The organism is Brevundimonas fluminis (genome assembly GCF_003934285.1).
GTDB lineage: Bacteria > Pseudomonadota > Alphaproteobacteria > Caulobacterales > Caulobacteraceae > Brevundimonas > Brevundimonas fluminis.
Window position 1 is genome coordinate 739,752 of record NZ_RQWJ01000002.1, and the last position, 9,851, is coordinate 749,602.

The 9,851-nt window shown below is 71.1% G+C and carries 13 protein-coding genes; 7 read left to right on the plus strand and 6 right to left on the minus strand.

All coding sequences use genetic code 11. The features are described from left to right. Positions 1 to 27: 27 nt before the first annotated feature. Entirely contained in the window at positions 28 to 1,134 is a 1,107-nt protein-coding gene (locus EFJ44_RS04325) for a citrate synthase family protein (RefSeq protein ID WP_125255931.1), read from the minus strand. Between the two features lie 115 nt (positions 1,135 to 1,249). Between EFJ44_RS04325 and EFJ44_RS04330 the strand changes: the two genes are divergently transcribed. Genes EFJ44_RS04330 through queG form a run of 3 tightly spaced genes read left to right on the plus strand, consistent with a single transcriptional unit; the run spans position 1,250 to position 3,584 of the window. Further along, positions 1,250 to 1,813 (plus strand): hypothetical protein, encoded by a 564-nt coding sequence (locus tag EFJ44_RS04330; RefSeq protein WP_125255932.1) that lies wholly within the window; start codon positions 1,250 to 1,252, stop codon positions 1,811 to 1,813. Between the two features lie 36 nt (positions 1,814 to 1,849). Next, positions 1,850 to 2,527: an FtsZ-binding protein FzlA gene (gene fzlA / locus EFJ44_RS04335; RefSeq protein WP_125255933.1), complete on the plus strand. Its 678-nt coding sequence runs from the start codon at positions 1,850 to 1,852 to the stop codon at positions 2,525 to 2,527. Between the two features lie 25 nt (positions 2,528 to 2,552). Continuing rightward, positions 2,553 to 3,584, plus strand: a complete 1,032-nt coding sequence (gene queG / locus EFJ44_RS04340) for a tRNA epoxyqueuosine(34) reductase QueG (protein ID WP_125255934.1) — start codon at positions 2,553 to 2,555, stop codon at positions 3,582 to 3,584. Positions 3,585 to 3,588: 4 nt separating this feature from the next. Here the strand turns inward: queG and EFJ44_RS04345 are convergent, their stop codons facing one another. Together EFJ44_RS04345 and EFJ44_RS04350 are read right to left on the minus strand one after the other, a co-directional pair. Continuing rightward, positions 3,589 to 4,134 carry an FKBP-type peptidyl-prolyl cis-trans isomerase gene (locus EFJ44_RS04345; protein ID WP_125255935.1) on the minus strand — a complete coding sequence of 182 codons (546 nt, stop codon included), beginning with the start codon at positions 4,132 to 4,134 and terminating at the stop codon, positions 3,589 to 3,591. Further along, a complete protein-coding gene (locus tag EFJ44_RS04350) occupies positions 4,118 to 5,317 on the minus strand; it encodes a threonine ammonia-lyase (RefSeq protein ID WP_125255936.1) in 1,200 nt (399 codons plus the stop codon). Before EFJ44_RS04350 ends, EFJ44_RS04345 begins: the two co-directional genes overlap by 17 nt. Before the next feature lie 145 nt (positions 5,318 to 5,462). Here EFJ44_RS04350 and EFJ44_RS04355 point away from each other — a divergent pair, with 145 nt between their 5' ends. The 3 genes from EFJ44_RS04355 to EFJ44_RS04365 all read left to right on the plus strand — a co-directional run bounded on the left by EFJ44_RS04355 (position 5,463) and on the right by EFJ44_RS04365 (position 6,821). Next, positions 5,463 to 5,987 carry a hypothetical protein gene (locus EFJ44_RS04355; RefSeq protein ID WP_125255937.1) on the plus strand — a complete coding sequence of 175 codons (525 nt, stop codon included), beginning with the start codon at positions 5,463 to 5,465 and terminating at the stop codon, positions 5,985 to 5,987. A gap of 20 nt (positions 5,988 to 6,007) precedes the next feature. Beyond that, positions 6,008 to 6,547, plus strand: a complete 540-nt coding sequence (locus EFJ44_RS04360) for a BA14K family protein (RefSeq protein ID WP_125255938.1) — start codon at positions 6,008 to 6,010, stop codon at positions 6,545 to 6,547. A 79-nt stretch (positions 6,548 to 6,626) separates the two neighbouring features. Then, positions 6,627 to 6,821, plus strand: a complete 195-nt coding sequence (locus EFJ44_RS04365; protein ID WP_125255939.1) for a hypothetical protein — start codon at positions 6,627 to 6,629, stop codon at positions 6,819 to 6,821. A gap of 4 nt (positions 6,822 to 6,825) precedes the next feature. On the opposite strand, the gene EFJ44_RS04370 is transcribed toward EFJ44_RS04365, so the two are convergent. The 3 genes from EFJ44_RS04370 to rplU all read right to left on the minus strand — a co-directional run bounded on the left by EFJ44_RS04370 (position 6,826) and on the right by rplU (position 8,391). Further along, on the minus strand, positions 6,826 to 7,359 hold the full coding sequence (locus tag EFJ44_RS04370; protein WP_125255940.1) for a GNAT family N-acetyltransferase: 534 nt from the start codon (positions 7,357 to 7,359) through the stop codon (positions 6,826 to 6,828). Positions 7,360 to 7,525: 166 nt separating this feature from the next. Further along, entirely contained in the window at positions 7,526 to 7,816 is a 291-nt protein-coding gene (rpmA, locus tag EFJ44_RS04375; protein ID WP_125255941.1) for a 50S ribosomal protein L27, read from the minus strand. Positions 7,817 to 7,842: 26 nt separating this feature from the next. Further along, positions 7,843 to 8,391, minus strand: coding sequence for a 50S ribosomal protein L21 (gene rplU / locus EFJ44_RS04380; RefSeq protein ID WP_125255942.1), 549 nt, complete (start codon positions 8,389 to 8,391; stop codon positions 7,843 to 7,845). A 151-nt stretch (positions 8,392 to 8,542) separates the two neighbouring features. Here rplU and EFJ44_RS04385 point away from each other — a divergent pair, with 151 nt between their 5' ends. Then, positions 8,543 to 9,811 carry an SAM-dependent methyltransferase gene (locus EFJ44_RS04385; protein WP_125255943.1) on the plus strand — a complete coding sequence of 423 codons (1,269 nt, stop codon included), beginning with the start codon at positions 8,543 to 8,545 and terminating at the stop codon, positions 9,809 to 9,811. The last annotated feature ends 40 nt before the right edge of the window (positions 9,812 to 9,851 follow it).

Sequence of the window (9,851 nt, forward strand, 5' to 3'; positions counted from 1 at the left end):
GAAGCCCCCGATGTCCGGATCGCCGGGTCAGTCGTCACCCGGCCGTGGCCCCACATAGCGCAACCGCGCCCGGATGGGCGAGCCCGAACGACGCTGGTCCAGCGCATGCCCCAGAAGTCCGGTCAGCCGGCCGAGCATGACCAGGTCGGCCGCCGCCTCCCGCGGGAGATCCAGCGCCCGCGTCGTCAGCGCCAGCGCCAGGGCCAGGTCGGCCGGCCGTCCGGCCGCGTCTTCGACGCGCCGGCGCACCGCCTCGAGGTCGGGCGGAAGGGCAAGGACCGAAAGCAGGGCGGGCCCGCGCGGATCGACGACGGAGAGGCCGTCCTCCAGCGGCGTCTGCGGATCGCGCCGGGCGGCGACCACGAAAGCGGTGGCCGCCTGCGTCCGGCGCATCAGCTCCGCCGTTCCCAGCGTGGTCAGTCCGGCCAGGGCCGCGCCGGCCATGCAGGCCCCGCCGGAAGCCGCGGTGCGGGTCGCCAGCGCCGCGGCGCTCATCCGTCCGTCAGCGCACAGGACCAGCGCCCGGCGCAGCAGATGGGCGTCGCGCTCGATCATCTTCCAGCCGCGGGCCAGCCGCTGATGGAAATGGGACCGTGGTCCGGGCCCGCTGGCGGCGTCGACCGCCTCGTTCAGCGCCGCCGCCGCCTCGGCGATCATCTCCGCGGGGTCGTCCCCGGCGCGGGGACCGGCCTCGCCCGCCCGGCGAGCCAGCGTGGCGAAGACCCGCGACCGGATCGTTCCCGCGGTGAACAGGTCGACGCGGGGTCTCAGATCGACGAACGGCTGGATGCCCCCCGCCGCCCACAACAGCCGCGCCGTCTCCTCCAGCGTGGCGGTCTCGGCCAAGGCCAGGGCGTCCCGCCCGCGGTAGTAAGGACGCCCGTCGATCTCGGTGCTCAGGCTGGACAGCAACTCCGCCTCGCCTCGCGCCGCGGCCTTCTCCACCGCGGGGCCGATCTCCCCCCGGATCAGGCGTTCGATGTCGGTCGAGGCGTACTGGCTCCGGCGCGGGTCGGCGGGATCAGGACGGGCGGTGATCCGACCGCGGCTGACGTAGGCGTACAGCGTCTGGGTCTTGACCCCCAGCCGCGCCAGCGCCTCGCCGCGCCCGATCCATCCGGTTCCGCCGTCCATCCGGAGGCACTCCGCATCCGTTCGCCGATCCAGATGACGGCGTTTGATGACGTTATCCCTAATGCGGGCCGAAACGGGGCCTTGGATCAGGCCGGAAGGCCGCTACAACCGGCCCATGAGCTCCGAAGTCGCCCCGTTGGAAAGCCGGCCCCGTCTGCGGCCGGTCGTGGCCCTGCTGTCGATCCTGATCGCGGCCTTGCAGGCCTTCGCGCTCGCCGCCACCGGATCGATCGCCGCCGGCGCGGCCCTGGTGGCCACGGCGCTTCACCTCGCGGGCTTCGTCGATCTGCTGATCGCCCGGGATCGCGATGGGCGAGGCGGCGGTCGGTCCTTTCTCGCGGGGATGGCGCTAGCCGCCTCGGGCCTTCTGGCCGCCGCGGCCGTGGCGCGGATCCTGTGGCCGCAGGCGATCACGGCCGGCACGGCGGGCGCCCTGGCGCTGGTCGCGGCCTCGGCCCTGGCTCTTGCGGGGACCTCGGCGCCCGGCCTGCGCCGGCGTGTCGGCTCCGACGACCCCGAAGCCGCCGCCGACCCCTCGGTCCTGCTGGTCGCCGCCGTCGGCCTGAGCGGCGCGGCGTTCCTCGGGTCTCCGGCGCTCGACGGGGCCGCCGCCCTGATCGTGGCCCTCTGGCTGGCCTGGGGCGGAATCGACGATCTGCGCGCGGACTCGCCGCGGTAAACGCGCCCTTAACGGCCCCATGTCATCGCTCGCCGGATGAGCGGCGTCCTGCACCACTTCGCCTTCGATCCCGCCTCGCGCGCCGCGCGGCTGGCGCTGGGCGAGGCCAGGGTGGCGTTCGAGGAGAATGCGGTGCGTCCGTGGGAGTCGGACTGCGTCGTGGCGACCCTGAACCCCTCGGGCATGCCGCCGGTGTTCGTCACGCAGGAGCGCGAGCGGCCTCTGACCCTGTGCGAACTGCCCGCCATTCTCGGCTGGATCGAGGACCAGTCGCCCGGCGCCCTGCTGCCGACGGACCCGGTCGAGCGGGCCGAGGCCCGTCGGCTGGTCCACGCCTTCGCCCGCCGCTTCAACGACGAGGTCGACGCCGTTCTTCTGCATGAGCGGCTGGAGAAGCCGCTGCTGCGCCTCGGCCCGCCCGAGGCCCGCGCCCTGCGCGAGGGACGCGAGAACCTGAAGGCGCATCTGGCTCTTCTGGAAGGTCTGCTGGCCCGACGTGACTGCCTCGCCGGCCGCCGCTTGTCGCAGGCGGATCTGGTCGCAGCCGCCCACCTGTCCGTGCTCGACTTCTTCGGCGAGGTGTCGTGGTCGAACTGGCCGGCGCTGAAGACCTGGTACATGCGCCTCAAGTCCCGCCCCTCCTTCCGCCCCCTGCTGTCCGACCGGCTGGCGGGCCTGCAGGCCGCGCCCCACTACACGGACCTCGACTTCTAGGACCGGAGGAGGGTAGGGGCCGCGGATGGCCGACTTCCGCGCCTTCATCCGCGACCGCGCGACCGAGCTGGGCTTCGACGCCTGCCGCTTCGCCTCGGCTTCCAAGCGGTGGGCGGCGGGCGAACGGCTGGCGCACTTCGTCGAGGCGGGCCGCCACGGCGACATGGTCTGGATGGAGACGACCCTCGACCGGCGAGCCCACCCGACGGCCATGTGGAACGGGGCGCGCACGGCGATCGTGCTGGGCCTCAACTACGGACCGGACGCCGATCCCCTGCCGGAGATGGCCGACCGCTCGGCCGGCTACGTCTCGGTCTACGCCCGGGGCGACGACTATCATGAGGTCATCAAGGGCCGGCTGAAGACCCTCGCCGGACAGATCGCCGCGCGGACCGGCGAGGAGGTGAAGGTCTTCGTCGACACCGCGCCCCTGATGGAGAAGCCCCTGGCCCAGCGGGCCGGCCTGGGCTGGCAGGGCAAGCACACCAACCTGCTCAGCCGCGAGCACGGCAACTGGCTGTTCCTCGGGGTGATCCTGACGGCGGCGGTGATCGAGCCGGACGCGCCCGAAGACGAGCATTGCGGCAGCTGCACCGCCTGCCTCGACGCCTGCCCGACGAGCGCCTTTCCCGCGCCCTTCCAGCTCGACGCCCGGCGTTGCCTGTCCTACCTGACCATCGAGTTCGCAGGGCCCTGGCCGGAGGAGTTCCGGCGCGCCACGGGCAGCCGCATCTACGGTTGCGACGACTGCCTCGCCGTCTGTCCGTGGAACAAGTTCGCCCGCTCGGCCTCGGAGATGCGGCTCCGCGCCCGTCCGGAACTGGCGGCCCCGCGTCTGGAGGACTTGCTGGCTCTGGACGACGCCGCCTTCCGCGCCGTGTTCTCGAAGAGTCCGGTCAAGCGCATCGGGCGCGACCGCTTCGTCCGCAACGCGCTTTACGCCGCGGGCAACAGCGGGGATCCGTCGCTTGTCGAGCCCGTGAGGGCGCTGGTCTCCGATCCCGATCCGGTGGTGGCGGACGCGGCGGAGTGGGCGCTGGCGCGCCTGTCCGCCTAGGGCCTCACCCCATCGCCACCGTCGCCGCCCGCTCGCCGCCCGGAGTCTCGGCCACGTCCAGCAGGCGGATGCGGAACACCAGCACCGCATTTCCCGGGATGACCGGCGGGGATCCCCGTTCGCCGTAACCCAGCGTCGGCGGGACGTAGACGATCCACTCGTCTCCGGGCCGCATCAGCTGCAGCGCCTCGGTCCACGCCGGGATGATGTTGCCGGCCGGCTGGCCTTCCGGCGTCGTGACGAAGGGCAGGTCGCGGGTGAACGAGCTGTCGAAGACCTCTCCGTTGGTCAGGGCTCCCTCGTAGTGCACGCGGACCAGATCGTTCCGGTCCGGCTGAAGGCCGGAGTTCGGGCCGCTTTCCAGCACCTTGTACTGCAGGCCCGATTCCAGCGTGACCACGCCCTCGGCGCGGGCGTTCGATTTCAGAAAGAACTCTGCGGCGCGCAAGGCCTCGGCGTCGGCGCCGCCCGCGTCCTCGGCGCCCGCGCCGCACCCCGCAAGCGTCAGCGCGAGCGCGGCCGCCGTGAGAACCTTACCGCCGAAGGGCATAGCCATGCTCCACCAGAGAATCGCCGATCTCCTCGGCATGCGCCCCGTCGCGCGTTTCCACCAGGATGTCGAATTCCGCGCCCTTGGCAGGCACGTCCAGCGACAGGCGATCGTGGACGATCTCGATGATGTTGCCGCCCAGTTCGCCGATGATCCCGGCCATGCGGGACATCATGCCGGGCCGGTCGTCGCCGATGATCCGGTACATGACCAGCCGGCGCTCGCGCACCAGTTCGCGGTTCAGCACCACGGCCAGCATGCGGGCGTCGATGTTGCCGCCGCACAGAACCAGCCCGACCTTCATCCCGCGGAACTTGTCCGGATGTGCCAGCAGCGCCGCAAGCCCGCCGGCGCCCGCGCCCTCGGCCACAGTCTTCTCCAGCGTCGCGAAGAAGGCCACGCCGCGCTCGAAGTCGGCCTCCTCGCAGACCAGCACCTCCTCGATCAGCGGCTCGGCGATGGCGTAGGGGATGTCGCCCACGGCCTTGATGGCGATGCCCTCGGCGATCGTCTGCCCGCCGCACTTCGGTTTCAGGCCCTGACGCCGCATGGAGAACGACGGATACATCGCCGCCTCCACGCCGAAGATGCGGACGTCCGGCTTCAACGCCTTGGCGGCGACCGAGGACCCGGCGATCAGCCCACCGCCCCCGATCGGGATGACCAGCGCCTCCAGCTCCGGCGCGTCCTCCATGAACTCGAGCCCGCACACGCCTTGCCCGGCCACGATGCCGGCGTCGTCGAAGGCCGAGACGAAGACGAAGCCCTCCTCATCGCGCAGGCGATGCGCCTCCTCGGTCGACCCGGAGAAGTCGAGCCCCTTGATCACGACCTTGGCCCCGTGCCGCCGAGTGCCCTCGATCTTCACGAAGGGCGTGCCCTCGGGCATCACGATCGTCACCGGCACGCCCAGCCTCGCGCCGTGATAGGCCAGCGCCTGGGCGTGATTTCCCGCGCTGGCGGCCACGACGCCGCGCCTGCGTTCGTCCGGGCTCAGCAGCGACAGACGGTTAAGCGCCCCCCGCTCCTTGAAGCTGCCCGTGTAATGAAGATTGTCGAACTTCACCCACACCTCGGCGCCGGTCAGCTCCGAAAGCTTGCGCGAATGCCGCACCGGCGTGCGGTCCACCTGCCCGGCGATGCGGTCGCGGGCGTCGAGGATGTCCTGAAAGGTGACCTGCATGGGCTCCCCGGGGCGTTTCCGCCGGGGTTCGGCCCCCGGTCGTTCACCGCCTTTTGACGCGCGGTCGATCCGGCCGCAACCTTGACCTTGGCGACCGCGTTGGGACTCATGTCGGCAGTCCCCGAAGTCTGTCCGGAGTTCCGCCATGTCCCGCCGCTCGCCCGTCCTTTTCACGCTCGCCGTTGCCGCGGCCGCGCTGACGGCGGCGGCCTGCGCCCCGACGACCGGCGGCCCCGGCTTGCCGATCCCCGTCGAGGACGACTCGTTCGACCCGTCGGACTTCGCCTGGTCGACCCATTCCGGATCCAGCTCGATCGACGGCCGCGTCGACTATCGTCCGGGTGGCGTGGCCTACCGCTGCTCGGGGTCCGTCGGCCTGGTGCCGGACACGCCCTACACGCGCTCGCGCTTCCGCGTGCTCTACGGCTCCACCGACCGGGCCGCCGTGCCGGAGGAGGTCGTGCGCGCGCGCAACGTGCCGGATCCGAACGCCGACTACCGCGCCTTCACCCGCTCGGACGCCTGTTCCGACAACCGCTTCGACTTCGCCGGCCTGCCCGACGGCAGCTGGTTCCTCATCGTGCCCGTGTCGGGCGCCGACGGTGGCCGCATGGTGCTGATGCGCCGCGTCGTGACCCGCGGCGGCCCGATCAGCGTGTCCCTCAACTAGGCCTTCCAGGAGCCCGTCCCATGAAGTCGTTCGCCGTCGCCTTCGCCGCCGCCGGCTTCATGCTCGCGGCGGGCTCCGCCACCCCAATGCCGGCAAATGCCCAGGTCATCGCCGGCTGGAACACCGCCGGCCAGTGGGACCGGGGCGGCGACTACCGCTGCGACGCCTATTGGGACGCGAACCGCACTGACTGCGACGCCGCCTGGCGCACGCCGCGCGGCGGCGCCCGGTACGACTATCGGGGCCGTGGTCACGGTTACGGTGACCGCTATGGCTACGGCTACGATCACTCGTCCTATGGCTACGGCCACGGCCGCCACGACCGCTGGCGGGGACACGGCCGCCAGTACGGCCACGGCTACGGATGGCAGGCGCCGGCCACGGCCTACCCGGCGGCCTACGGGCGGCCCGATCTGGTCTATGGCGGCTCCGATCACGGTTACGGCTACGGCGCCCGCGACCCGCGCCGCGTCGACTGGTGCCGGCGGAACTATCGTTCCTACGACCCCTACAGCGGCTACTACCGGGCGTATTCCGGTCGTCTGGTCTGGTGCGGCTGAAGTCTAACCGCGTTCGCCATCTTTACGCCTTTCGCGCCCGGTCCATGGAGCCCCTTGGATCAGTCGTGGGAGCGCGTTCATGTCCCAGCACAACATCGTCGGCTCGGAAGCCTTCCAGAAGCGGCCGCAGGTTTATCTGCGCTCGGTGAAGTCGGGCGGCGTGCGGCGGGTGCGCGCGCGCACGGCCCTGGCCTTCGGACTGGGGGTGGCCGTGACGGTGATCGGCGGCATCGTGGCCGCCGCCGCCGTCTTCATGCCGGCCATGGGCGCCTGAACCCTCAGGCCAGCCACACCATCCGGCGCGTGTCCGTCCAGTCGCCGCGCGCCTTCGAGAATCCCCTGCGCACCTCGCCGGTGTAGAGAAAGCCCGCCTTCTCAAGCACCCGGCCGGACGCCGGATTGTCCGTGAAGTGGCCGGCCGTCAATGCGCGCCGCCTCCAGGCCTTCTTCGCCCAGACCAGGGCGCCCTCCAGAGCTTCCGTCGCCAGACCGCGGCCCCAGTACGGCCGCCCGATCCAGTAGCCCACCTCGGGCGCAGGATCGGCGTCCTCGAACAGGCCGATCACGCCCACCGGGCCCGCCTCCTCATGGTCGATGACGAAGGTCGCGGCACGGCGCGGATCCTGCGCCTGCACGGCCTCGACGAAGGCCAGACCGTCGGCCACGCGATAGGGATGCGGCATGCGCAGCGTCATCCTGGCGACGTCATAATCCGACGCAAGCTCTGACAGGCGCGCGGCGTCGCGCGCCTCCGGCGCCCGCAGGGCCAGCCGCCGCGTCTCGATGACGGGGGTCTTCTCGATCACGCACATGGTCGCCTCGTCGGTCGTGCCGCCCCCTTGCGTCAGGGCTCGGGCGGCAGAGGCGGGGAAACGAAAACGGGGAGCCCGGTGATCCGGACTCCCCGCGGAAAACATTCCCTGGTCCGGATCGGGGCCTATTCGGCCTGCGCGATCCGGAAACCTGTTTCGGGATCGCTTATTCGGCGGCCAGTTTCTGGGCCGAGACGTCGTTGGCCGGAGCGGCCACCGACACGTAACAACGGCCGCCACGCTTGGTGGTGAACGTCACGGCGCCGTCGGTGAGGGCGAACAGCGTGTGGTCGCGGCCCATGCCCACGTTGGTGCCCGGGTGCCACTTGGTCCCGCGCTGACGAATGATGATGTTGCCCGGCACGACGCGCTCGCCGCCGAACTTCTTCACGCCGAGGCGCTTCGACTCGGAGTCGCGACCGTTGCGCGACGAACCGCCGGATTTCTTGTGAGCCATGGGTCTGTCCTAACTCGTCTTCAGTCTTACGCTTCGTCGGTCTTGGCGGCGGTCTTCTTGGCCGGGGCCTTCTTCGCCGGAGCCTTCTTGGCGGCGGGCTTCTCCTCGGCGGAGGCTTCGGCCTTCGGCGCGGCGGCCTTGGGGGCCTTGGCCTTCTTGGCGGCGGCTTCCTCCGAAACGCGCGGGGCCAGGCCGCGGGCGCGGGCGTTCATCTCGGCCTTGGTCATCAGCGAGGTCTCGCCGTCCCACTTGGCCTTTTCGCCGGCGCCCTCGATGCCGGTGATGCGCAGGACCGATTCCATCTGGCGATGGCCCTTGGTCCGGCGATAGCCCTGGCGGCGGATCTTCTTGAAGATCTTCACCTTCTCACCCTTGCGGGTTTCGACCAGCGTCGCGCCGACGAAGGCGCCGTCGATCAGCGGAGCGCCCAGGGTCACGCCCTTGTCGCCGCCCAGCATCAGGACTTCTCCGAACTTCACGTCCGAGCCCGCGTCGCCGTCGAGCTTCTCGACCACGATCACGTCGCCCGGTTGAACCCGGTACTGCTTGCCGCCGGTCTTGATCACCGCGTACATCTTGGAGCCTCAGCGTAACGCAAAAACGGATGCGCCCGCCGGGTGACCCCGCGGGCGAAGAGCGGCGACATATGCGGACCGCCCCCCTTGAGTCAAGGCGAAACGGGCCGCAGGAAGCCTTTCGGGGCGTTTTGTCGGCCGGGGATTCAGCATGAGCGCAGAACACGCCGCCCGCAAGGCGATCGCCCGTCTCGGCGCCGCGCTCGGCGCCGATCTGTCGGCGCGGCTCTGGACCGGTGAGATCGTGCCCCTGATCCCCGGCGCGCGGGACGATCTGGTCGTGGTGATCGCCGGTCCCGACGTGGTGAAGCGCATCCTGCTCGCCCCCGGCGCCGAGACCGCCTTCCGCCTGATGGCCGAGGGGCGACTGCGGGTCGAAGGCGGCTCCCCCCTCGAAGCGCTGGACCGGATCGACCACGGCCGGCTGGTGCACCTCCGCAAGGCGCTGGACCGGAAGGCGCTGGCGCGCGAGGCGTGGCCGCTCTTGTTCGTCCCGTCGCGGCCGCGCGAATCGGCGCCCTCGGCGGATCCGGAGACGGGCAGGGGTCGCGACCGCGCCGGGCGTGCGGACGCCGACTTCATCCGCTTCCACTACGACGTCGGCAACGACTTCTACGCCCTGTTCCTCGATCCGGAGCACGTCTACTCCAGCGCCGCCTTCTCATCTGAGGCCGACGATCTGGACGCCGCCCAGATCCGCAAGCTGGACCGGATCTGTCGCAAGCTGGACCTCAAGCCGGGGGACCGGCTGCTGGACATAGGCTGCGGCTGGGGCGCGCTGGCGATCCATGCCGCCACGCGCTTCGGCGCCTCGGTCCACGGCGTCACCCTGTCGCCGGCCCAGCTGTCGTTCGCCCGGAATCGCGTCGAGGCGCTGGGCCTGTCCGACCGCATCACGCTGGAGCTGAGGGACTACCGCGACCTGATGGGGACCTGGGACGCGGTCAGCCAGATCGAGATGTTCGAGCACCTCGGCTTCCGCAATCACGATCTGCATTTCCAGACCGTGCACCGCCTGCTGAAGCCGGGGGGGCTGTACCTGCATCAGGCGTCCGTCCGGCGCGGCGGCGTGCGGCCCGGACCCCCCGGCCGCCCGGCCCGCGCCATCACCCGCTTCATCTTTCCGGGGGGAGAACTGGACACCCTGGCCATGACCGTCGACGGCCTGGCCCGCCACCGGTTCGAGGTGCTGGACGTCGAGACCCTGCGCCCGTCGTTCGAGCGCACCCTGCGCGAGTGGTCGGCGCGTCTGCACGCCCGGAAGGCCGAGGCCGAAGCCTTGGTCGGACCGGCCCGCACCCAGCTCTGGCTGGCCTATTTCGCTCTGTTCGCCCGCGGCTTCGAGCGCGGCGTGGTCAGCGTGCACCAGACCTTGGCCCGGCGGCACAAGCCCGGCCGCCACGGTTCGATCTTCCGCTGACCTGCAGAAAATTTCTGTCGGCCTCTCGCGCGTTACAAAG

Coding starts and splice junctions, on each gene's coding strand:
- EFJ44_RS04325 (WP_125255931.1), bottom strand. CDS start 1,134: ATGGACGGCGGAACCGGATGGATCGGGCGCGGCGAGGCGCTGGCGCGG.
- EFJ44_RS04330 (WP_125255932.1), top strand. CDS start 1,250: ATGAGCTCCGAAGTCGCCCCGTTGGAAAGCCGGCCCCGTCTGCGGCCG.
- fzlA (WP_125255933.1), top strand. CDS start 1,850: ATGAGCGGCGTCCTGCACCACTTCGCCTTCGATCCCGCCTCGCGCGCC.
- queG (WP_125255934.1), top strand. CDS start 2,553: ATGGCCGACTTCCGCGCCTTCATCCGCGACCGCGCGACCGAGCTGGGC.
- EFJ44_RS04345 (WP_125255935.1), bottom strand. CDS start 4,134: ATGCCCTTCGGCGGTAAGGTTCTCACGGCGGCCGCGCTCGCGCTGACG.
- EFJ44_RS04350 (WP_125255936.1), bottom strand. CDS start 5,317: ATGCAGGTCACCTTTCAGGACATCCTCGACGCCCGCGACCGCATCGCC.
- EFJ44_RS04355 (WP_125255937.1), top strand. CDS start 5,463: ATGTCCCGCCGCTCGCCCGTCCTTTTCACGCTCGCCGTTGCCGCGGCC.
- EFJ44_RS04360 (WP_125255938.1), top strand. CDS start 6,008: ATGAAGTCGTTCGCCGTCGCCTTCGCCGCCGCCGGCTTCATGCTCGCG.
- EFJ44_RS04365 (WP_125255939.1), top strand. CDS start 6,627: ATGTCCCAGCACAACATCGTCGGCTCGGAAGCCTTCCAGAAGCGGCCG.
- EFJ44_RS04370 (WP_125255940.1), bottom strand. CDS start 7,359: ATGTGCGTGATCGAGAAGACCCCCGTCATCGAGACGCGGCGGCTGGCC.
- rpmA (WP_125255941.1), bottom strand. CDS start 7,816: ATGGCTCACAAGAAATCCGGCGGTTCGTCGCGCAACGGTCGCGACTCC.
- rplU (WP_125255942.1), bottom strand. CDS start 8,391: ATGTACGCGGTGATCAAGACCGGCGGCAAGCAGTACCGGGTTCAACCG.
- EFJ44_RS04385 (WP_125255943.1), top strand. CDS start 8,543: ATGAGCGCAGAACACGCCGCCCGCAAGGCGATCGCCCGTCTCGGCGCC.